The sequence below is a fragment of the Inhella proteolytica genome (assembly GCF_016093275.1).
Taxonomy (GTDB): Bacteria; Pseudomonadota; Gammaproteobacteria; order Burkholderiales; family Burkholderiaceae_C; genus Inhella; species Inhella proteolytica.
Map to the genome: position 1 here is coordinate 156,760 of NZ_JAEDAK010000004.1, position 20,251 is coordinate 177,010.

Genomic DNA, 20,251 nt, shown 5'->3' on the forward strand with positions numbered 1-20,251 from the left:
TCCCTCAGGGGGACTGCAAAAGTCACCCGCAAGCAAGGTGCAGCCAAGACGCCACAGCAGGGGTTTACCCACTGATGGCACCCCTTGGCCGGGGTTCAACAATCCCGCCCCACCCAAAGGGACATTCGCCCCTGGTCCGTGCTGCCACGAGCAGCCTAATTGTTTCGATTCGTATCTGGAGGAGTTCTGATGCGTCATCCCACCCGTCTTTGCGCTGCGCTGGCCGTGGCATTCGGCGGCCTCGCCGCCGGCCAGGTCCAGGCCCAAGACCAAAACAGCCAACAACTTGAGCGCGTGGTCGTCACCGGCTCGTCGATCAAGCGCCTGGAGAGTGAGACCGCCCTGCCGGTCACCACCATCACCCGCGCCCAGATCGAGAAGACCGGCGCCACCAACGTCGAAGACCTGCTGCGCCGCGTCTCGGCCGCCACCGCCGCCTTCTCCGACACCACGCAGGGCGCCGGCTACGCCACCAGCAACGCCAACCTGCGCGGCCTGGGTGCCAACTCCACCCTGGTGCTGCTGAACGGCCGCCGCCTGGCCAACCACCCCTTCGGCAATATCGGCGGCACCGTCGCAGTCGACCTGAACAGCATCCCCTTCGCCGCGCTGGAGCGCGTGGAAGTGCTGCGTGACGGCGCCTCGGCCGTGTACGGCACCGACGCCGTCGGCGGCGTGATCAACTTCATCACCCGCAAGGACTACGGCGGCGGCAACATCAGCCTGCGCGCCGGCAACACCGAAGACAACATCGGTGGCAAGGAAACCGGCGCCAGCCTGGCGCTGGGCTTCGGCGACATCAGCAGTGACGGCTTCAACCTGCTCGTCACCGGCAATGTGCAGAAGAACACCCGCCTGAAGGCGATCGAGCAGAAGTTCTACAACCGCGGCGTCGACGAGATCCCCGGCTCCGCGCCCCCGACCTCGGGTGGTGCCTTCCCCGGCCGTCTGGTCGATTTCGGCATCAGCCCGGGCGCCTATTCCAATGCCGGCGCCAACTTCGAGGCCTGCGACCCGAACTTCACCACGCGCGTTTCGCGCGGTCCCTCGCCCAACGGCACCGAGCGCTTCATCTGCCGCTTCATCTACGCCGCGACGCTGGACAACCTGCCCGACCAGGACAAGGCCGATGTGTTCGGCCGCGCCACCTGGAACCTGAACAAGGACGCGCAGATGTTTGCCGAGGTCTCGTTCGCGCGCAGCGCGTCGATCGGCCGCATCGCCCCGACCCCGATCTTCTGGGGCGCCACCAGCCTGGATCCGGTCAAGGGCGACTACGCGCACCCGATGATGCCGGTCAACAGCCCGTTCTTCCCGCGCGCCCTGCTCAAGAGCTTGGGCTGGACGGATGCGCAACTCGCCGGCGATGCCAATGGCCTGACCGAGATCGCCATGCGCGCGATTCCCGCCGGCAACCGCATCAACGACAACACCAACACCCAGGCCCGCTTCGTGCTCGGCTCCACCGGTGTGCTGGCCGGCTGGGACTACGACACCGCCTTCAACTACGCCAAGGCCAAGGGCGACCTGGAGTACCGCGGCTACATCCACGAAGGCCGCTTCCTGGCCGAACTGGCCGCCGGCAACATCAACCCCTTCGGCTCCAGCGGTGCCGGCGGTGATGCGGCCTGGGCGCGTGCCGCCATGACCGGCCCGATGCGCAAGTCCGACAGCACCACTATGGAAGTCGACTTCAAGGTCAGCCGCGAGCTGGGCGCGATGGCCGGCGGCAACATGGCCGTGGCCATGGGCGTGGACTTCCGCCGCGAGAAGGCCGAGGACCGTCCGGTCAACGCCGACTACTCGGCCGGCAAGCACATCGGCGGCGAAGGCTCGGTGCCCGCCACCGTCGCCGCGCGCAACATCTCGGCCGTGTTCGGCGAGCTGAGCATGCCCTTCGCCAAGGGCGTCGAGGCCGGTCTGTCGGCCCGCTACGACCGCTACAGCGACTTCGGCGGCACCTTCAACCCGCGCGCCACCATCCGCTGGAACCCGAGCAAGGAATTCCTGTTCCGTGGCGCCGTCGGTACGGGCTTCCGCGCCCCCACGCTGTGGGACGTGAACTCGCCGGTCTCCTCGACCAACACCGCCAACTCCCTGGTCGACCCGGACTGCCCGGCCGGCTTCTCCGGCGATCCGCGCTGCGAGATCCAGTTCAATGTGCGCAACTTCTCGTCGCCCGACCTGAAGCCGGAAAAGTCGCGCCAGGCCAGCATGGGCGTGGTGTTCGAGCCGAATCGTCACTTCACGGCGGCGGTGGACCTGTGGACCATCACCAAGCGTGACCTGATCGGCCAGATCGGTGGCGACGCGCTGATGTCCAGCCCCAGCCTGTACCAGCGCTTCAAGAGCCGCGTGAAGCGCAATGCTCAGGGCTTCATCCTCTACATCGAGACCCCGGTGGAGAACCTGGGTGAGCTGAAGACCTCGGGCATCGACATCGACCTGCGCGGTTCGATCCCGATGGGCGACATGGGCACCCTGCGTCCCGCGCTGAACGCCACCCACATCGCGAAGTGGAAGCGTCAGAGCGAGAAGGGCGGCGCCTTCACCGACTTCGAGGGCACGGCGGGCGACGGTTCCGGCGTGCAGCCGGTGCCGACCTGGCAGCACACCCTGTCGCTGGACTGGGCTCTGGGCAGCTTCAACTTCACGGTGGAAAACACCTTCGTGAAGGGCTGGACCGAGTCCGCCGGCCTGGTCGATGCCAACGTCGGTGTGAACGTGGCCCACAAGGTCAAGGACACCAACCGCTTCAACCTGGCCGCCGGCTACACCGGCTTCAAGGGTCTGAACCTGCGCCTGGGCGTGAAGAACGTGACCGACAAGGAACCGCCGTTCACCGCCGTGTCGAGCTACGGCTCGCACGCCGCGGGCTACGCCGGCTCCTTCGCCGATCCGCGCGGCCGCTACTGGTACGGCACGGTCTCGTACGAGTTCAAGTAAGCACCCCTCGCTTGACCGACAAGGCCCCGCTTCGGCGGGGCCTTTTTGCTTTCCGCACGCTTCCACCTGCGGTCCTGGATTGAAGGAAACTGTTGCGCCCCTCCTTTTGCCAGTCTCCGCTCACCCCCAGCTCCCCACCGTGCCCGCTCTCTCGCCCGAACCCCCGCACACCGCCCAGTCACCTCCAGCCCAGCGTCTGGGCTTGCGCGGCAAGTCCCTGCTGGCGCTCTTCTTCAGCAGCTTGCTGGCCTTGGGCCCCGCTTTCTGGCTGGGCTGGCAGGTGGTCGACAGCGTGCGCGCCCAACTCGGCAGCGCCTATGCCCGCGACACGGTGCTGCTCAAGCGCGAGCAGGTGGCCGGCTTGCTGTCGCGCGAGTTGGCGCTTTCGCTGCGGCAGGCGCGCTCGGAGGCCACCCGCCAATGGCTGCTGGCCGAGGACGATCCCCAGGCGCGGGCCACCTTCTGGCGCGAGGCTGCCAGCTTTCGGCAGGACTTCGCCTCTCGGGCCTTCTCCATCACCCCGGCCCAGAGCCTGAACTACTACTTTCAGTCGGACGACAAGCCCGGCACCGAACCACTGGAGCGCCTGCGCCCGGACGCCGAGAAGGACAGCTGGTTCTTCAACACCCTGAAATCGGAGCGCCCCTACAACATCAATGTGGACGTCAACCACCAGGTGGGCGCCACGCGGGTCTGGATCAATGTGCTGGTGCGCGACGCCGGCCGCGCGCTCGGCTCGGTCGGCGCCAGCCTGGACCTGGGGGAGCTGACGCGCCGCCTCGTCAGCGATGTGGCGCCGGGTCAGCAGGTGCTGATCGTCAACCGCAGCGGCGCGATCCAGATCGACCGGGACCTGGCGCGCATTGCGCTGAATTCCGGCACCCAGAGCCAGGCCGCGCGCGACCACACCATCGAGGCTCTGCTGGATTCCCCCGCCGACATCCAGGCGGTCCGCACGGCACTGGCCCGCGCCGAGGCCGAGCCTGGCAGCGCGCAGGTGGTCAACGTCAACATTCGCGGTGTGCCCGAGCTGCTGGCCAGCGCCTACATCCCCGATCTGGACTGGCATGTGGTGTCCACCTTGGACCTGCGCGTGGCGCCGCTGCTGCGGTTGGATACCCTGGTCGGGCCGCTGATCGCCATCGGCCTGCTGGGCCTGGGCCTGTTCCTGGGCATCGCCCTGTCGGTGGAGCGCCTGATCCTGGCGCCGCTGCGCCAGCTGAAGCGCTCGGCCCAGGCGATTGCGGACGGGCACTACGAGGTGACGCTGCCGGCCCCGCGGGCCGATGAGATTGGTGACCTGACGCGCGCCTTCGGCACCATGGCCAGCCAGGTGCGGGGGCATACCGAATCACTTGAACGCGAGGTGCAGGCCCGCACCCGCGAGCTGGAGCAGGCCAACCGGGACATGGCGCAGGCGCACCGCGCCATCAGCGACTCGATCGATTACGCCCGCTTGATCCAGCGCGCCATCCTGCCGGACCGCCAGCTCGAAGAGCAGCTTGGCAGCGAGCACTTCGTGCTCTGGCAGCCGCGCGATGTCGTCGGTGGGGACTTCTATGTGTTCCGCACCAGCGCCGAGGGCGAGCTGCTCGGCGTGGTGGACTGTGCCGGCCATGGCGTGCCGGGCGCCCTGATGACCATGCTGGCGCGTTCCGCCATCGACCACGCGCTGGAAGAGGTCGGCCTGACCGACCCCGCCACGCTGCTGCATCGCATCGACGCCTCGATTCGCAGCATGCTGGTGGCGGCGGACATCCCACGCACGATCGCCACCACCATGGATGTCGGCCTGGTGCACATCGACCGCCAGGCGCTGCGCGCCCGCTTTGCCGGCGCCAAGGTCTCGCTGTTCCGCAGCGATGGCCGGACGGTAGAGGAAATCAAACCCGGACGGCGCGCGCTCAACGAGACGCGCCGCGGTCAGTACGAGAACGTCGAGTTCGAGCTGAGCGCCGGCACCAGCTACTACCTCGTCACCGACGGCTTCCTCGATCAGGCCGGCGGCGAGCATGGCTTCGGCTTTGGCAACCAGCGTTTCGCCGAACTGGTGCGCGAGCACGCGGCACTGCCGCCCGGCCAGCAGCGCGAGGCCTTCGTCAGCGCACTGCGCCGCTACCAGGGCGGCTTCGCGCAGCGCGATGACATCACTGTCATGTGCTTCCGGGTCGACCAGGGCCCCAAGGCAAGCCAACCTCAGGAGTGAGCATGGAGACATTGGATTTGTTCGAGATGCGCGCCAACTGCATTCGGCAGCGCGTCATGCTGTGTTTCAACGGCCCCATTTCGCGCAGCCTGATCGAGGAGATCGGGCATGCTCTGCGCAAGTACCTGGAAGACGCCGAAGCCTCGCCCGGTGGTGCCATGGACGTGTTCGCCGTCTATGTGGAGATGACGCAGAACATCCGCCACTACGCCAGCAAGATGAACTACTCGGAGGCCGATGGCGCCGCCACGGTGGTGGTCTCGCGCGATGAGCAGGGCCGCTACATGATCTCGGTCGGCAATCTGGTCGAAGCGCCGGATGCCGAGCGCCTGCTGCAGCGCATCCAGCAGCTGGCCGCGCTGGACAAGGCCCAGCTCAAGGCCGCCTACAAGGAGCAGCTGCGCCGCCCGCGCGACGCCGACTCGCCGTCGGGTGCCGGCCTGGGCCTGCTCGACATGGCCCGCCGCTCGTCCGAGCCGCTGCAGGCCAGCCTCCAACCGATGCCCGACGGCCGCAGCTTCTTCTGCCTGCGCGCCGTCTTTGCCAATGCCTGAGCTGTATATGAACTCCTTGCACATCGAAGGTTCTGTGTCCTCGCCCTCCATCCATGCCGACGCCGAGCGCGGCACGCTGGAGATGGCCGGCGACTCCTATCCGGAGAATTCGTTCGAGCTCTTCGGCCCGCTGATCGACTGGATCGAGGCCTACTTCCGCGCCGACGACAAGCCCTTGCAGCTGCGCCTGAAGCTGCGCTACCTCAACACCAGCAGCGTCAAGATCATGATGGACATCTTCGACCTGCTGGAAGACCAGCACCGCAGCGGCCGCGAGGTGGGCGTGCTGTGGCTCTATGACGCCCGCAACGAACGCGTGGCCGAACTGGCCGAGGAGTTCAAGGAGGATTGCAGCTTCCCCTTCCAGATCCAGGCCCTGGCGGAGTAAGGGCCATGTCCAAGGTCCATGGGGATGAGCTGCTGGTCAAGCTGGAAGCCCTGGCCGACCTGGCCGAGCACGACGGCAACCCCCTGCAAGAGCCGCTGCGTCAGGCGCTCCAGCTGTGCCGCGAGCAGCAGCACCGCATCGAACGCATGCTGCGCATCGCCGATGGCTTCAATGCGGCCGCGCTGGGCCACTCGACCTCCGCCTTGCGCCGCCAACGCTCGCGCCTCGAAAAGGTGGCCCGCATCGCCGACCGTTACCAGGAGCTGATGCACGAGCAGAACCTGCATCTCTCGCAGGCCTCCAGCGTCGACCCGCTGACCGGTCTCGCCAACCGGCGCCAGATCGATGCCGTGCTGGGGGACGAACTGGCGCGCGCCCACCGCCGCGGCCAGGCCCTGTGTGTGGCCATGCTGGACGTGGACCATTTCAAGCAGATCAATGACAGCTTCGGCCACGCCGTGGGCGACCGCGCGCTCACCAGCCTGGCGCAGGTGCTCAAGGCCAGCCTGCGCGAGCAGGACTTCTGCGGGCGCTGGGGTGGCGAAGAGTTCGTTCTGGTGCTGCCCGGCAGCACGACGGCGGGCGCCCGCACCACCCTGGAGCGCGTGCTGAGCGCCATCCGGCAGCTGGAAGTCGACACGGGCCAAGGCCTGGTGCGCATGACCGCCAGCGCTGGCCTGGCCCAGCGCCTGCCGGCTGAAGCGGCCCAGGATCTGGTGCGCCGCGCCGACATTGCCCTGCTCATGGCCAAGCGCAACGGGCGCGACCGCATCGAACTGGCACCGGAAGCGGCCGCGGCCAGCGGCGCCTGAGCCGGCCCTGCCGCCGGCTCAGAGGCTGAGAGTTTTTCGGACGTGCCCGAAAGGCGCACCCAAACACCCCGGATCTAGGCGCAAAGCGCAGCCATAGCTCGGGCTATGGCGAGCATTTGCAACGACGAGCCGGGGTGTTTGGATGTGCAAGGCGGGCATGGGCGGAAGACTCTCAGCCTCTCAGGCGTTGATGCGCTGCACGCCGGCCAGGCGACAGGCCATCACCGCATTGCGCAGCGCGGCAATCGCCTCGTAGCGCGTGAAGCTGCGCCGCCAGGCCAGCACCACGCGGCGGCTCGGCACCGGCTCGGTGAAGTGCAGGAACTTCAGATGCGGGGGCGGCTCGGCCGGCACCGAGAGTTCGGGCACCACGGTGATGCCCATGCCCGAGGCCACCATGTGCTTGATGGTCTCCAGCGACGAGCCCTCGAAGCTGCGCTGGATGCCCTCGGCCCCGCTGGCGAAGCGGGCGAACTCGGGGCAGACCTCGAGCACATGGTCGCGGAAGCAATGGCCGTTGCCGAGCAGCAGCAGGGTCTCCTGCTTGAGTTCCTCGGCGCTCAGGGACTCGCGCTGCGCCAGCGGGTGGCTGGCCGGCACGGCGATGCGGAAGGGCTCGTCGTACAGCGGCGCGATCGCCAGGCCGGCGTCGGGGAAGGGTTCGGCCAGGATGGCGCAATCCAGTTCGCCGCTGCGCAGCATGTCCAAGAGCTTGACGGTGAAGTTCTCCTGCAGCAGCAGGGGCATCTGCGGCGTGCGCTCGATGACCTGGCGCACCAGGTCCGGCAGCAGGTAGGGCCCGATGGTGTAGATCACCCCCAGGCGCAAGGGTCCAGCCAGCGGGTCGCGGCCGCGCTTGGCGATCTCCTTGATCAGCTGCGCCTGCTCGATCACCACCTGGGCCTGGCGCACGATCTCCTGGCCCAGCGGGGTGACGGCGATCTCGTTGCTGCTGCGCTCGAAGATCTTGACGTCCAGCTCCTCTTCCAGCTTCTTGATCGCCACGGAGAGCGTGGGCTGGGAGACATGGCAGGCCTCGGCGGCGCGGCCGAAGTGGCGCTCGCGCGCCACAGCCACCAGGTAGCGCAGTTCGGTCAGGGTCATGGGGGGTGATCGTAGGGCGCCGAGGCGCGCGCATGGCTACACTGCGCCCCCTCTCGGAAGCTCGGGAAACCCCCATGCCCGAACGCAAAGCTGTGACCCTGCACAAGCTGCAGGAGATGCATGCCAGCGGCGAAAAGATCGCCATGCTGACCTGCTATGACGCCGCCTTCGCCAGCGTGCTGGACGAGGCGGGGGTGGACATCCTGCTGGTGGGCGATTCGCTCGGCACCGTGCTGCAGGCCGAACCAACCACCACGCCGGTGCAACTGGCCGACATGGTCTATCACACGCGCTGCGTGGCGCGTGGCAACAAGACCGCCTGGCTGCTCGGCGACCTGCCCTTCGGCAGCTACCACGCCAGCCCCGAGCAGGCTTGGCATTCGAGCCTGGCGCTGATGCAGGCGGGTGCCCACATGGTCAAGCTCGAATGCAGCGACTGGACGGCGGACACCGTGCGCTTCCTGACGCAGCGCGGCGTGCCCGTGTGCGCGCACCTGGGCTTCACGCCGCAAACGGTGTCGGCCCTGGGCGGCTTCAAGGTGCAGGGGCGTGGCGAGGCGGCCGAGCGCGTCAAGGCGCAGGCCAAGGCCATGGTCGAGGCCGGCGCGCAAATGCTGCTGTTCGAGATGATCCCCGCCGCGCTGGCGCGCGAGATCACCGCCTGGAGCCCGGTGCCGGTGATCGGCATCGGCGCGGGCTTGGGCACCTCCGGCCAGGTGCTGGTGCTGCACGACATGCTGGACATCACCCCCGGCCGCCGGCCGCGCTTTGTCAAGAACTTCATGTCGGGGTCCGACTCCATCGCCGCCGCCATCCGGCGCTATGTGGCCGAGGTCAAATCCGGCCAGTTCCCCGACGAGGCGGTGCACGCCTTCACCTGATGAAACTGATCCACACCATTGCCGAGCTGCGCAACGCGCTCGGCCCCGGTCAGGCGGCGTTCGTGCCCACCATGGGCAATCTGCATGCCGGCCATCTGGCCCTGGTGGCGCAGGCGCGTGCCGTGGCAGGGCCGCAGGCGCCGGTGGTGGTGTCGTTATTCGTCAATCGCCTGCAATTCCTGCCACACGAAGACTTCGACCGCTACCCGCGCACACTCGAAGCCGACTGCGCGCAGTTGCAGGCCCAAGGCCATTGCGACCTCGTGTTTGCCCCCAGCGAGCAGGAGCTCTACCCCGAGCCGCAGGGCTACAAGGTGGTGCCGCCGGCGGCGCTGGCGGACATCCTGGAAGGCCAGTTCCGCCCCGGCTTCTTCACCGGCGTGTGCACGGTGGTGCACAAGCTCTTCAACCTGGTGCAGCCCGCGCATGCCGTGTTCGGCAAGAAGGACTACCAGCAGCTGATGGTGCTGCGCCGCATGGTGGCGCAGATGGGCCTGCCGATCCAGATCCACGGCGGCGAGACCCTGCGCAGCCCCGAGGGCCTGGCGCTTTCCAGCCGCAACCAGTACCTCAGTGCCGAGCAGAAGACGCAGGCCCTGCAGCTGAGTGCCGCGCTGCGCGCGCTGATCACCGAATGGCAGGCGGGCCTGCGCGACCGCGAGCGCATGGAAGGCGAGGCCATGGACCGCCTGGCCGCACAGGGCTGGCAGCCCGACTACCTGACGCTGCGCTGCCGCCACGACCTCAGCCCGGCGCGTGCCGGCGAACCCCTGGTGGCGCTGGGCGCGGCAAAGCTGGGCAGCACTCGGCTGATCGACAACTTCGAGGGCTGAGCCCCGGGACGGTCAACGCCGGCGCACACTGCACCGTTGCCAGGCGCTCTGCCTGAATCGGGTGCATCCATGCGCACAACACGCCTTCTCTCCGCCAGCCTGCTGGCCCTGTTGCTGAGCGCCTGCGGTGGCGGCATCTACGTCGAGGTGGGCGACCCCGCCCCGCCCCTGCCCCCGATTCCGCAACCCAACCCGCAGCCCAACGCGCCCACCCAGAACTGCAGCCCGGCCGGCCTGGCCGAGGCCGCCAAGAGCCGCTGGCCGGTGGTCTGCATGCTGACCAGCAGCGGCGAGCTGGTGATTGAGCTCTACGACGAATACGCCCCCATCACAGTGGCCAACTTCCTGGCGCACGTGAACACCAACTACTACCGCAACACCCTGGTGCACCGGGTGGATCGCGACTTCGTCGTGCAGGGCGGCGGCTACAGCCCAGGCATGGTGCGCAAGCCCAGCCCCTTCGCGCCCATCTTGTTGGAGGACAACACCATCCTCTCCAACCTGCGCGGCACCATCGCCATGGCGCGCTCCAGCGACCCGAACAGCGCCACCTCCGAGTGGTTCCTGAACGTGCGCGACAACACCGGGCTGGATGGCACCAGCGCCAAGCGCGGCTATGCCATCTTCGGCAAGATCATCTCGGGCCTGCCGGTGCTGGACGCCATGAACATCGTGCCCGTCTACCGCTACACCGACACCGACCTGCGCCCCCGCACCGAGATCCTGACCTACTGGGTGCAGCGCGTGCGCTGAGCCGGCTGGGGACAATGCGCCCCATGGCCTACACCCTGTCCGACTTCGACTACGAGCTCCCGCCCGAACTGATCGCCCAGCATCCGGCGCCCGAGCGCACCGGTTCGCGCCTGCTGGATGGCCGTGGGGCCGCGCCGGTGGATCGCGCCTTCCGCGAACTGCCAGGCCTGCTCGATGCCAAGGACCTGCTGGTGTTCAACGACACCCAGGTCATCAAGGCGCGGCTGCACGGCCAGAAGGCGAGCGGCGGCAGCGTGGAGGCCCTGGTGGAGCGCCTGCTGCCGGGCACGCAGGAGGTCTGGGTGCATCTGCGTGCCAGCAAGAGCCCCAAGCCGGGCAGCCGGGTGCGTTTTGCCGATGCCTTCGACGCCGAGGTGCTGGGCCGCTGCGGGCCCGAGAACTCGCTCTTTCATCTGCGCTTCCCGGCCGACCCGCTGGCCCTGCTGGACCAGCATGGCCATGTGCCGCTGCCGCCGTACATCACACACGCGGACGGCGCCGAGGACGTGCAGCGCTACCAGACCGTGTTCGCGGCCAAGCCCGGCGCGGTGGCCGCGCCCACGGCCTCGCTGCATTTCGACGAAGCCCTGCTGGCCCAGCTGCCCTGCCCGCGCGCGCAAGTGACCCTGCATGTGGGCGCCGGCACCTTCCAACCGGTGCGCAGCGAGAACCTGGCCGAGCACCAGATGCACAGCGAGTGGTTCGAGGTGCCGCAGGCCACGGTGGAGGCCATCGCCGTCTGCCGCGCGCGCGGCGGCCGAGTGATGGCGGTGGGCACGACCGCCCTGCGGGCGCTGGAAAGTGCAGCGGCCGGCGGGGCGCTGCAAGCCGGCGCGGCCGAGACCCAGCTTTTCATCACCCCGGGCTACCGGTTCCAGGTGGTGGACCGCCTGCTGACCAACTTCCACCTGCCCAAGAGCACGCTGATGATGCTGGTGAGCGCCCTGGCCGGCTACGAGCACATCCGTGCCCTGTACCGGCACGCAGTCGAGCAGCGTTACCGCTTCTTCAGCTATGGGGACGCCATGCTGCTCGACCGAACGACGGATTGAGCCCCGCGCCGCGCGGTGCTAATGTGTCCTGGCCCATGAACGCGTTCCGCAGCACCGACGACATTGCGCAACCGCGCTTCCGCGCCCATGGCCGGGTGGACTTTCACGTCGACGGCCGTCTGCTGCGGACCGAGGCCATCGGCCCCTTCAATGCCGAGCTGGTGCTGGCCGTGCAGGCCCTGGTGCACCAGATCTACCGAGAGATGGCGGCTGGGCCGACCTGGGGCCAGTTGGTGCGCTTCCATGAAAGTGCGCTGGCCTCTCCCGACACGCTGGAGCAATTCACGCTGACCCTGTGCGCCCTGCGCGCGCAGGGGCTGACGCCCCATGCCACCGCCTACGAACTGCCGCCGGAGGTGGAAGGGGCCACGCTGATGGCGCGCCCCTTCCAACAATGCTTCGAGCAGGCCGGCCTGCACTTCGCGCATTTCGCCCACGCGGATGAAGCGCACACCTGGCTGCTGGCGCAGCTCGGCTGATCAGCCCTTGTCGTCGCCGGTCAGCAGCGGGATGCTGCCGCCCGAATCCTGGCCCAACAGGCCGCTGCGCACGTACACGCCCAGCTTCTCGCGCGTGTCGGCGATGTCGAGGTTGCGCATCGTCAGCTGGCCGATGCGGTCGGCCGGCGTGAAGGCGGCGTCCTCGACCTTTTCCATGCTCAGGCGCTCGGGCGCGTAGGTCAGGTTGGGGCTTTCGGTGTTCAGGATCGAGTAGTCGTTGCCGCGGCGCAGTTCCAGCGTCACCTCGCCGGTGATGGCGCGGGCCACCCAGCGCTGGGCGGTCTCGCGCAGCATCAGGCATTGCGGGTCGAACCAGCGGCCCTGGTAGAGCAGGCGGCCGAGGCGGCGTCCGTTGATGCGGTACTGCTCGATCGTGTCCTCGTTGTGGATGCCGGTCACCAGGCGCTCGTAGGCGATGTGCAGCAGCGCCATGCCCGGGGCCTCGTAGATGCCGCGGCTCTTGGCTTCGATGATGCGGTTCTCGATCTGGTCGCACATGCCCAGGCCGTGGCGGCCGCCGATGCGGTTGGCTTCCAGGAAGAGCTCGACCGAATCGGCGAACTCGCGTCCGTTCAGGGCCACCGGCACGCCTTCCTCGAAGCGCACCGAGACCGTCTCGGCCTTCACCGCCACGTCCTCCTTCCAGAAGGCCACGCCCATGATGGGCTTGACGATGTGCATGCCGGCGTTCAGGAACTCCAGGTCCTTGGCCTCGTGCGTGGCGCCAAGCAGGTTGGAGTCGGTGCTGTAGGCCTTCTCGACCGACATCTTGTAGTCGAAGCCGTTGGCGATCAGGTACTCGCTCATCTCCTTGCGGCCGCCCAGCTCGTCGATGAAGCGCTGGTCCAGCCAGGGCTTGTAGATCTTCAGCGCCGGGTTGGCCAGCAGGCCGTAGCGGTAGAAGCGCTCGATGTCATTGCCTTTGTAGGTGCTGCCGTCACCCCAGACGTTGACGCCGTCCTCCTTCATCGCCACCACCAGCGCGGTGCCGGTGACGGCGCGGCCCAGCGGCGTGGTGTTGAAGTAGGTCGCGCCGCCGGTGCTGATGTGGAAGGCGCCGCTCTGGATGGCGGCGATGCCCTCGGCCACCAGCTGGGCGCGGCAGTCGATCAGGCGGGCGATCTCGGCGCCATAGGCCTTGGCCTTGCGCGGGATCTCCTCGTAGTCGCTTTCGTCCGGCTGGCCCAGGTTGGCGGTGTAGGCGCAGGGGATGGCGCCCTTGGCGCGCATCCAGTGCACGGCCGCGCTGGTGTCCAGGCCGCCCGAGAAGGCGATGCCGACGCGCTGGCCGGCGGGGATGGATTGCAGGATGGTGGCGGACACGGGCAGCTTCCTTGAATGCGGGTCAGCGGGAAAACCCGGTACTTTAGGCGCTGCCACCCGTTCGGGCGGACAGGGCATGTTCGCGCCCCGCAAAGGGCCCACGCTGCCCAGAATGGCCCTCCCCCTTCAGGAGAGCGCCATGCCCCCGAGCCCGCTGAGCAACAACAACCTGGATCCCATGCAGATGAAGAACCTGCTGGAGCAGCGCATTCGCCAGCTGGAAGAGCGCCTCAATGGCCTGCTGCGCAACGACGGCAGCATCGAGCTGAGCTCGCACCGGCGCATCGAGCTGGTGGTGGGCAACAGCCGGCTGCTGATCGACAACAGCGGGGTGACGGTGCGCTCGTCCGGCACGGTCAAGGTGGACGCGCCGCGCGTGGAGCTGCTGGGCGCGCAGACGCAGGTGAAGGGTGCGACCGTGGAGCTCGCGGCCGGCGTGGTCAAACTGGATGCGGCGATGACCGATGCGAGCGGCATCGTGAAGTGCCAAACCCTGCAGGCGAACTCGGTGATTTCCGCCACCTACTCTCCAGGCGCCGGTAACGTCTGGTAGCGGCTCAGTCCGCTTCGCGCCAGTCGATTCGGCCCTGGGTCGCGTCGGTCAGGCGCTGGCGCAGCGCGGCCACCTGGTCGGTCGGGGCCTGCCAGCGCAGCAGAGCCAGGGCGCCATGCTCGGCGCCCTCCACCTCCAGCCCGGCGGCGGCCAGTTCGCGCCGCAGCACGCCTTCCAGCGCGTAGGGCACCGCCGCGGCCAGGGCCTGGCGGCGCACCAGCGTGATGCGCTCTGCCCCCTGCAGGGCCTGAGAAACGGCGTCGCCGTAGGCGCGCACCAGGCCACCCGCGCCCAGCTTCACGCCGCCGAAGTAGCGCACCACGGTGGCCAGCACCCCTTCGAGCTGCTGGTGGCGCAGCACCTCCAGCATCGGCCGCCCGGCGGTGCCACCGGGTTCCCCATCGTCATTGGCGGCGCTGTGCCCCCCGGCCATCAGCGCCCAGCAGACATGCGCGGCCTGCGGGTGCTGGGCGCGCAACGCCGCCACGCGGCCCAGGGCCTGCTCGCGGTCGGCGCAGGGTTCCACGCAAGCCAGGAAACGGCTCTTCTTGACCAGGGTTTCAGCATGGGCCGGCGCGGCCAGGGTGTCGGACATCAAAAATTTCTGCGCGGCCCTGAATCCAAACCGGGCACGGCGTGCATCCAAGCATCACCATCCACCCTTTCGGAGCCCAACGGCCATGGAAAGCGACATTTTCGTTCTGAAGCACATCCTGCCTTTCATGATCCCCATCGTGGCGCTGCTGATCCCGATCGTGGCCATCGTGGCCCACTACGTCAGCAAGACCAGCCGCGAGCGCGCCATCCATGAAACCGTGCGCCAGCTCAGCGCCGCCGGCCAGCCGATTCCGCCGCAGCTGCTCGATGGCTCGGCCTTTCGCAGCGAGGAGGCGCCCAGCGCCAGCAAGGGCAGCCCGCACTACCACCTGCGCGCCGGCGCCGTGAACCTGGCCGTCGGCCTGGGCCTGGCCGGCATGTTCTTCGTCATGCGCCCGAGCTCCTGGTTGTGGGCCATCGGCCTGATTCCGCTGTGCCTGGGTGCGGCCTTCCTCGTGCTCTGGAAGTACGAGAGCAAGCACCCCGCGTGACGACCTGAGCGCGTGACGGCATGACCGAACAGCAGCTGGAAGCGCAAGCCATCGCCGCCGCCCGCGGCGGCGACCGGCCCAGCTTTGAGCGCCTGGTGCGCGCGCACCAGGCCTATCTGCGCCAGCTGCTGCGCCGGCTCTGCCGGGGCGACCACGCGCTGGCTGATGACCTCGCCCAGGAGGCCTTCGTGGCCGCCTGGCGCGCGCTGCCGGGCTTTCGCGGCGAGGCGCGCTTCCGCACCTGGCTCACGCGCCTGGCCATCAACGCCTTTCGCCAGCAGGCTCGCAAGGCCTGGCCCGAGGCCCTCCCCGACGAGGCCCCGGATGCCGCGGACAGCGACTTCGCCCCCGCTACCGGCGAACGCCTGGACCTGCAGCGCGCGCTGGCGCGCCTGCGCGAGCCCGAGCGCGAGGCCGTGCTGATGTGCTTCTACGCCGACCTCTCGCACGCCGAAGCGGCCGAGGCCCTGGGCTGGCCGCTGGGCACGCTCAAGACCCAGGTGCTGCGCGCCCGCGCCAAGCTGCGCGCCTGGCTGGCCGAGGGCCAGCTGCCACAGGAGAGCCCCACATGAGTGCTCACCCCACCGAACGCGAACTGGACCGTTTGCTGCAGCAGGCCGAACTGCTGCGCCCCGACCCGGAACTGCTGGACGACGATGCCTTCGTGCAGCGGGTGATGACGGCCCTGCCGGCGCCAGCGGCGCCAACCCGCCAGAGGGCGCTGCAGCGTTTGCAGCGCCTGCTGCCGCACCTGCAGGCCCTGGCCCTGGGCAGCCTGCTGGCCCTGCTGCTGGCGCTGTGGCCCGAGCAGGCGCTGGCGCTGGCCGCCGGCGGTGGGGCGGCACTGGAGGCCGGCCTGCTGGGCGCCTGCGGCCTGGGCCTGCTGGCCTGGTGGAGCCTGCCGCAGGCCTGGGCCTCGCCCTGGCGCTGAGGCGCCGGCCGCTTCACTTGAGCATGTGCACAGCCAGCGGGCCGAAGTGCCGGCGACCCAGGCGCTGCAAGGTGCCGTCGGCACGCAGGGATTCGGCCGCCTCGCGCAGGCGCTGGCGGTCGGCCGCGCTGACCGTCTGGCGGTTCAGCGCCCAGCCGCCGTAGGCGGTTTCCTCGGGCCACCAGTCCTGCAGCTGGTGGCGCTCCAGCCAGTCCGTTTCGCGGCCCACCAGGGCCATGGGGTAGATCAGCAGCGCCTCGGCGCGCCCGACGCCGAAGGCCCGCAGGGCGGAGGGCATGTCGCCGGCCTCGCTGACGCGCCCCTGGGCACGCAGGCGCTCCAGCCAGGCCGACACGCGCGGGGTGTACGAGGTGCCGCGCACGATCATCACCCGCGCTTTCGATGCCTCGAAGGCTTCGCGGGAGCCCAGCCCGGCCGGCACCGGCTTGGGTATCAGCAGCAGCGCGCGCGTGCGGGCGAACAGCAAGAAATCGAATTTGCGCGCCCGCTCGGGGGTCTGCAGGGCCGACGCCATCAAGTCCATCCGCGCCTCGGCCATGTCGAGCCACGCCCGCTTGGAGCTGAGGTACACCGGCTCAAGGCGGCAGCCGCTGCGCTCTTCCATGGCGCTGCGCAGGTCGACCTCGAAACCGACCTCCGCCCCGCCAGGCTGACGCTCGTAAAGGCCGGGGTACTCGTAGTACGCCATGCGCAGGGGCCCGCAGGCCAGGGACTGAGACCCCAGCAAGGCAGCGAGCAGGCCGGACACCGGACCGTGAAGCGGGCGCATGCGGCGAGTATGCAGCCCCCGCGCCACCGACAATCGCTCCCATGCTTCGCTACGAACTCCTGCGCCAAGAAGGCGCCGCCCGCCGTGGGCGCATGACGCTGAACCACGGCGTCGTCGAAACCCCCATCTTCATGCCCGTGGGCACCTACGGCACCGTCAAGGGCGTGATGCCGCGCGACCTGGAGGCCATGGGCGCGCAGATCATCCTGGGCAACACCTTCCACCTCTGGCTGCGCCCGGGGCTGGACGTGATGGCCCAGTTCGGCGGCCTGCACCGCTTCGAGAACTGGAACAAGCCCATCCTCACCGACAGCGGCGGCTTCCAGGTCTGGAGCCTGGGGGCGATGCGCAAGATCAGCGAGGAAGGCGTCAAGTTCGCCAGCCCGATCAACGGCGACAAGCTGTTTCTGACCCCCGAGGTCAGCATGCAGATCCAGACCGTGCTGAACAGCGACATCGTGATGCAGTTCGACGAGTGCACGCCCTACGAAACCAAGGGCCGCCTGACGACCGAACGCGAGGCCCGCGCCAGCATGGAGATGAGCCTGCGCTGGGCCAAGCGCTGCGCCGACGAGTTCGCGCGCCTGCAGAACCCCAATGCGCTGTTCGGCATCGTGCAGGGCGGCATGTTCGAGAGCCTGCGCGATGTCTCCGCCGCCGGCCTGATCGATCTCGATTTCCCCGGCTACGCCATCGGCGGCCTGTCGGTGGGCGAGCCCAAGGCCGAGATGCAGCGCATCCTGGCCCACACCGCCCCGCTGCTGCCCACCCACAAGCCGCGCTACCTGATGGGCGTGGGCACGCCCGAAGACCTGGTGGAGGGCGTGGCCAACGGCATCGACCTGTTCGACTGCGTGATGCCCACGCGCAACGCGCGCAACGGCCACCTGTTCACCCGCTTCGGCGATCTGCGCCTGCGCAATGCCCGCTACAAGAGCGACGAGTCGCCCATCGATCCGACCTGCTCCTGCCAGGCCTGCACCGGCTTCAGCCGCGCTTACCTGCACCACCTGGACCGCTGCGGCGAAATGCTGGGCCCGATGCTGACCAGCATTCACAACCTGCACTACTACCTGAACCTGATGCGCGAGATCCGCGAGGCGCTCTATGGTGGGCGCTTTGCGGAGTGGAAGGCGCAGTTCCACGCGGATCGGGCGCGCGGGGTTTAGTCGTGTTCCTGCATTGACCGAGCGCGATCAGGCCGCCAGGGTGCGGCCCTCCGCTCATGTCCCCCTCCGGTGCGCTGCCGCGCACCGGATTCCTCCTTTACTTCGCTCCGAGCCGCACCCTGCCGTCCTGCTCCAGCACGACCGTGGCATGCACAACGAAACACTCGGTGCCATTGGCCGAGGGCGCGGGGTGGGCACTGCAGCGAAGTAAAGGGGGAAGTCAACAGCCGGCAGGCTGTTGACGGAGGACATGAGCGGAAGTGCCCGCCCCGTGTCCTTGGCGCGCTCGGTCGTCGACCAAAGGGCTCACAGCCCCCGCACGCAGTCCATCGCCTCTTCGATGCGCTCCACCGCATGCACGGTCAGCCCCTCGATCGGCTTCTTGGGCGCATTGGCCTTGGGGATGACGGCCACGGAGAACCCGAGCTTCGCCGCCTCCTTCAAGCGCTCCTGACCACGCGGCGCGGGGCGCACTTCGCCGGCCAGGCCGACTTCACCGAACGCCAGGAAGCCGCGCGGCAGCGGACGGCCGCGCAGCGAGCTCTGGATCGCCAGCAGCACCGCCAGGTCGGCCGCGGGCTCGCTGATGCGCACGCCGCCGACCGCGTTGACGAACACGTCCTGATCATTTGTCGCCACACCGGCATGGCGATGCAGCACCGCCAGCAGCATGGCCAGACGGTCGCGGTCCAGGCCCACCGAGAGGCGGCGCGCGCCGCCCACATCGACGAGCGCCTGCAACTCCACCAGCAGCGGGCGCGTGCCTTCCAGCGTCACCAGCACGCAGCTGCCAGGCACCGGTTCGGCATGGGCCGAGAGAAAGATCGCGCTCGGGTTGCTGACGCCCTTGAGGCCCTTCTCCGTCATGGCGAACACGCCGATTTCGTTCACCGCGCCGAAGCGGTTCTTGATGGCCCGCACCAGGCGGAAGCTGGAGTGCGTGTCGCCCTCGAAGTAGAGCACCGTGTCGACGATGTGCTCCAGCACGCGCGGGCCGGCCAGGGCGCCTTCCTTGGTGACATGGCCCACCAGCACCATGCTGCAGCCGCTGCCCTTGGCGGCGCGCGTCAGCAGCGCGGCGCATTCGCGCACCTGGGCCACCGAGCCGGGGGCGCTGGTGAGCTGCTCGGTGTAGACGGTCTGGATCGAGTCGATGACGCAGAAAGCCGGCTGCTCGGCCTCCAACGTGGCGAGGATGCGCTCCAGGTTGATCTCGGCCAGCACGCGCACCGCGGTCCCGGGCAGGCCGAGCCGTCGGGCGCGCATGGCCACCTGGGCACCGCTCTCCTCGCCCGTCACGTACAGGACCTTCATGTTGCGGCTCAGCGCATCCAGCGCCTGCAGCAGCAGGGTGGACTTGCCCACGCCGGGGTCGCCGCCGATCAGCGTGACGCCGCCGGCCACGATGCCGCCACCCAGCACGCGGTCCAGCTCCTCGATGCCGGTCGGCGTGCGCGCGGTGTCCACCGCTTCGATCTCCGACAGCGTGGCCACGGCGCTGGTCTTGGCCAAGGCCTGAAAGCGGTGGCCCTTGCCACCGCCGGCCGGCTCGGCCGGGCCTTCCACCAGGGTGTTCCAGGCATTGCAGCCGGGGCACTTGCCGAGCCAGCGCGGGCTGCTGGCGCCGCATTCATTGCAGGTGTAGACGGATTTCTCTTTGGCCATGCGGCCATTCTCAGTGGGCGTGGGAATGGCCCGCTTCACCCTGCTCGCTGGCCGCCTGCCGCCACACGCTGAAGGCCGCACTCAGGCCCAGGCCGGCCATCAGGGCCGCCACGCCCAAATCCGGCCAGGCCGTGCCGGTGCCGAACACGCCCAGCGCCGCCGCCATCACCGCCAGGTTGCCGATGGCGTCGTTGCGCGAGCACAGCCAGACGGATTGCAGGTTCGCGTCGCCGGTGCGGTAGCGGTACAGCGCCCAAGCCACGGCCAGGTTGGCGATCAAGGCCAGCAGGCCCACGGCCCCCATCACCGGCGCCTGCGGCACCTCGCCCTGGCCCAGGCGCCAGACGGCTTGTGCCAGCACCGCCAGGCCCAGGCTGCCCATCATGGCGGCCTTGATGCGCGCCACGCGCAGGCGCGCGGCCAGGCCGGCGCCCAGCACGGCCAGGGTCATCGCATAGCTCAGGGTGTCGCCCAGGAAGTCGATCGCGTCGGCCCACAGGGCGAGCGAACCGGCCTGCAGGCCGGCCAGGATCTCCAGCCCGAACATGGTGCCGTTGACGGCCAGTGCGAACCAGAGCGCACGGCGCAGGCGCGGGTCTTCGGCGGGGGTGGTGGGGGTGTGGCAGCAGTGAGCGCCCATGGCGTGCAGAGTGTGGAATAGAAACGGGCGCCATTGCAAAGCCTGAAGCCCCTGCAAGGTCAA

General features: G+C 68.9%; 21 protein-coding genes. 15 read left to right on the top strand and 6 right to left on the bottom strand.

Annotated elements, in window-relative coordinates; all coding sequences use genetic code 11:
• Positions 1-189 precede the first annotated feature (189 nt).
• The 5 genes from I7X39_RS07595 to I7X39_RS07615 all read left to right on the top strand — a co-directional run bounded on the left by I7X39_RS07595 (position 190) and on the right by I7X39_RS07615 (position 6,906).
• On the top strand, positions 190-2,946 hold the full coding sequence (locus I7X39_RS07595) for a TonB-dependent receptor (protein ID WP_198110377.1): 2,757 nt from the start codon (positions 190-192) through the stop codon (positions 2,944-2,946).
• A gap of 139 nt (positions 2,947-3,085) precedes the next feature.
• Positions 3,086-5,152 (top strand): biofilm regulation protein phosphatase SiaA, encoded by a 2,067-nt coding sequence (siaA, locus tag I7X39_RS07600; protein WP_310739891.1) that lies wholly within the window; start codon positions 3,086-3,088, stop codon positions 5,150-5,152.
• Positions 5,153-5,154: 2 nt separating this feature from the next.
• Positions 5,155-5,706, top strand: a complete 552-nt coding sequence (gene siaB, locus I7X39_RS07605; RefSeq protein ID WP_198110378.1) for a biofilm regulation protein kinase SiaB — start codon at positions 5,155-5,157, stop codon at positions 5,704-5,706.
• A 7-nt stretch (positions 5,707-5,713) separates the two neighbouring features.
• The gene (siaC, locus tag I7X39_RS07610; protein WP_198110379.1) at positions 5,714-6,094 is read left to right on the top strand and encodes a biofilm regulation phosphoprotein SiaC; all 381 of its coding nucleotides are present in this window, start codon (positions 5,714-5,716) and stop codon (positions 6,092-6,094) included.
• Between the two features lie 5 nt (positions 6,095-6,099).
• Positions 6,100-6,906 carry a diguanylate cyclase gene (locus I7X39_RS07615; protein ID WP_198110380.1) on the top strand — a complete coding sequence of 269 codons (807 nt, stop codon included), beginning with the start codon at positions 6,100-6,102 and terminating at the stop codon, positions 6,904-6,906.
• Between the two features lie 180 nt (positions 6,907-7,086).
• On the opposite strand, the gene I7X39_RS07620 is transcribed toward I7X39_RS07615, so the two are convergent.
• Entirely contained in the window at positions 7,087-8,010 is a 924-nt protein-coding gene (locus I7X39_RS07620) for a LysR substrate-binding domain-containing protein (protein WP_198110381.1), read from the bottom strand.
• 74 nt (positions 8,011-8,084) lie between these two features.
• Between I7X39_RS07620 and panB the strand changes: the two genes are divergently transcribed.
• From panB to I7X39_RS07645, 5 genes are all read left to right on the top strand, one after another.
• A complete protein-coding gene (panB, locus tag I7X39_RS07625; RefSeq protein WP_375140756.1) occupies positions 8,085-8,891 on the top strand; it encodes a 3-methyl-2-oxobutanoate hydroxymethyltransferase in 807 nt (268 codons plus the stop codon).
• A complete protein-coding gene (gene panC / locus I7X39_RS07630) occupies positions 8,891-9,724 on the top strand; it encodes a pantoate--beta-alanine ligase (protein ID WP_198110383.1) in 834 nt (277 codons plus the stop codon). The genes panB and panC overlap by 1 nt, the downstream gene beginning before the upstream one ends.
• A 69-nt stretch (positions 9,725-9,793) precedes the next feature.
• Positions 9,794-10,477 (top strand): peptidylprolyl isomerase, encoded by a 684-nt coding sequence (locus tag I7X39_RS07635; protein ID WP_198110384.1) that lies wholly within the window; start codon positions 9,794-9,796, stop codon positions 10,475-10,477.
• A 23-nt stretch (positions 10,478-10,500) separates the two neighbouring features.
• Positions 10,501-11,529, top strand: coding sequence for a tRNA preQ1(34) S-adenosylmethionine ribosyltransferase-isomerase QueA (gene queA, locus I7X39_RS07640; protein WP_310739892.1), 1,029 nt, complete (start codon positions 10,501-10,503; stop codon positions 11,527-11,529).
• Between the two features lie 35 nt (positions 11,530-11,564).
• Complete coding sequence (locus tag I7X39_RS07645; RefSeq protein WP_198110386.1) at positions 11,565-12,008, top strand: hypothetical protein; 444 nt, start codon at positions 11,565-11,567, stop codon at positions 12,006-12,008.
• On the opposite strand, the gene argG is transcribed toward I7X39_RS07645, so the two are convergent.
• A complete protein-coding gene (argG, locus tag I7X39_RS07650) occupies positions 12,009-13,352 on the bottom strand; it encodes an argininosuccinate synthase (protein WP_198110387.1) in 1,344 nt (447 codons plus the stop codon).
• 139 nt (positions 13,353-13,491) lie between these two features.
• On the opposite strand from argG, the gene I7X39_RS07655 reads away from it, so the two are divergent.
• The gene (locus I7X39_RS07655; RefSeq protein ID WP_198110388.1) at positions 13,492-13,905 is read left to right on the top strand and encodes a hypothetical protein; all 414 of its coding nucleotides are present in this window, start codon (positions 13,492-13,494) and stop codon (positions 13,903-13,905) included.
• A gap of 4 nt (positions 13,906-13,909) precedes the next feature.
• On the opposite strand, the gene I7X39_RS07660 is transcribed toward I7X39_RS07655, so the two are convergent.
• Positions 13,910-14,500, bottom strand: a complete 591-nt coding sequence (locus I7X39_RS07660; RefSeq protein ID WP_198110389.1) for an IMPACT family protein — start codon at positions 14,498-14,500, stop codon at positions 13,910-13,912.
• Positions 14,501-14,585: 85 nt separating this feature from the next.
• On the opposite strand from I7X39_RS07660, the gene I7X39_RS07665 reads away from it, so the two are divergent.
• Genes I7X39_RS07665 through I7X39_RS07675 form a run of 3 tightly spaced genes read left to right on the top strand, consistent with a single transcriptional unit; the run spans position 14,586 to position 15,924 of the window.
• Positions 14,586-14,993 (top strand): DUF6249 domain-containing protein, encoded by a 408-nt coding sequence (locus I7X39_RS07665; RefSeq protein WP_198110390.1) that lies wholly within the window; start codon positions 14,586-14,588, stop codon positions 14,991-14,993.
• A gap of 20 nt (positions 14,994-15,013) precedes the next feature.
• The gene (locus I7X39_RS07670) at positions 15,014-15,565 is read left to right on the top strand and encodes an RNA polymerase sigma factor (protein ID WP_198110391.1); all 552 of its coding nucleotides are present in this window, start codon (positions 15,014-15,016) and stop codon (positions 15,563-15,565) included.
• Positions 15,562-15,924, top strand: a complete 363-nt coding sequence (locus tag I7X39_RS07675) for a hypothetical protein (RefSeq protein ID WP_198110392.1) — start codon at positions 15,562-15,564, stop codon at positions 15,922-15,924. The genes I7X39_RS07670 and I7X39_RS07675 overlap by 4 nt, the downstream gene beginning before the upstream one ends.
• Before the next feature lie 13 nt (positions 15,925-15,937).
• Here I7X39_RS07675 and I7X39_RS07680 read toward each other — a convergent pair whose 3' ends face one another.
• Positions 15,938-16,714, bottom strand: coding sequence for a substrate-binding periplasmic protein (locus tag I7X39_RS07680; protein WP_198110393.1), 777 nt, complete (start codon positions 16,712-16,714; stop codon positions 15,938-15,940).
• Between the two features lie 41 nt (positions 16,715-16,755).
• Here I7X39_RS07680 and tgt point away from each other — a divergent pair, with 41 nt between their 5' ends.
• Positions 16,756-17,883 (top strand): tRNA guanosine(34) transglycosylase Tgt, encoded by a 1,128-nt coding sequence (tgt, locus tag I7X39_RS07685; RefSeq protein WP_198110394.1) that lies wholly within the window; start codon positions 16,756-16,758, stop codon positions 17,881-17,883.
• A 306-nt stretch (positions 17,884-18,189) separates the two neighbouring features.
• Here tgt and radA read toward each other — a convergent pair whose 3' ends face one another.
• Positions 18,190-19,548 (bottom strand): DNA repair protein RadA, encoded by a 1,359-nt coding sequence (gene radA / locus I7X39_RS07690; protein WP_198110395.1) that lies wholly within the window; start codon positions 19,546-19,548, stop codon positions 18,190-18,192.
• 10 nt (positions 19,549-19,558) lie between these two features.
• Positions 19,559-20,188 (bottom strand): cation efflux transmembrane domain-containing protein, encoded by a 630-nt coding sequence (locus I7X39_RS07695; RefSeq protein ID WP_198110396.1) that lies wholly within the window; start codon positions 20,186-20,188, stop codon positions 19,559-19,561.
• Positions 20,189-20,251: the final 63 nt, after the last annotated feature.

Coding starts and splice junctions, on each gene's coding strand:
- I7X39_RS07595 (WP_198110377.1), top strand. CDS start 190: ATGCGTCATCCCACCCGTCTTTGCGCTGCGCTGGCCGTGGCATTCGGC.
- siaB (WP_198110378.1), top strand. CDS start 5,155: ATGGAGACATTGGATTTGTTCGAGATGCGCGCCAACTGCATTCGGCAG.
- siaC (WP_198110379.1), top strand. CDS start 5,714: ATGAACTCCTTGCACATCGAAGGTTCTGTGTCCTCGCCCTCCATCCAT.
- I7X39_RS07615 (WP_198110380.1), top strand. CDS start 6,100: ATGTCCAAGGTCCATGGGGATGAGCTGCTGGTCAAGCTGGAAGCCCTG.
- I7X39_RS07620 (WP_198110381.1), bottom strand. CDS start 8,010: ATGACCCTGACCGAACTGCGCTACCTGGTGGCTGTGGCGCGCGAGCGC.
- panB (WP_375140756.1), top strand. CDS start 8,085: ATGCCCGAACGCAAAGCTGTGACCCTGCACAAGCTGCAGGAGATGCAT.
- panC (WP_198110383.1), top strand. CDS start 8,891: ATGAAACTGATCCACACCATTGCCGAGCTGCGCAACGCGCTCGGCCCC.
- I7X39_RS07635 (WP_198110384.1), top strand. CDS start 9,794: ATGCGCACAACACGCCTTCTCTCCGCCAGCCTGCTGGCCCTGTTGCTG.
- queA (WP_310739892.1), top strand. CDS start 10,501: ATGGCCTACACCCTGTCCGACTTCGACTACGAGCTCCCGCCCGAACTG.
- I7X39_RS07645 (WP_198110386.1), top strand. CDS start 11,565: ATGAACGCGTTCCGCAGCACCGACGACATTGCGCAACCGCGCTTCCGC.
- I7X39_RS07655 (WP_198110388.1), top strand. CDS start 13,492: ATGCCCCCGAGCCCGCTGAGCAACAACAACCTGGATCCCATGCAGATG.
- I7X39_RS07660 (WP_198110389.1), bottom strand. CDS start 14,500: ATGTCCGACACCCTGGCCGCGCCGGCCCATGCTGAAACCCTGGTCAAG.
- I7X39_RS07665 (WP_198110390.1), top strand. CDS start 14,586: ATGGAAAGCGACATTTTCGTTCTGAAGCACATCCTGCCTTTCATGATC.
- I7X39_RS07670 (WP_198110391.1), top strand. CDS start 15,014: ATGACCGAACAGCAGCTGGAAGCGCAAGCCATCGCCGCCGCCCGCGGC.
- I7X39_RS07675 (WP_198110392.1), top strand. CDS start 15,562: ATGAGTGCTCACCCCACCGAACGCGAACTGGACCGTTTGCTGCAGCAG.
- I7X39_RS07680 (WP_198110393.1), bottom strand. CDS start 16,714: ATGCGCCCGCTTCACGGTCCGGTGTCCGGCCTGCTCGCTGCCTTGCTG.
- tgt (WP_198110394.1), top strand. CDS start 16,756: ATGCTTCGCTACGAACTCCTGCGCCAAGAAGGCGCCGCCCGCCGTGGG.
- radA (WP_198110395.1), bottom strand. CDS start 19,548: ATGGCCAAAGAGAAATCCGTCTACACCTGCAATGAATGCGGCGCCAGC.
- I7X39_RS07695 (WP_198110396.1), bottom strand. CDS start 20,188: ATGGGCGCTCACTGCTGCCACACCCCCACCACCCCCGCCGAAGACCCG.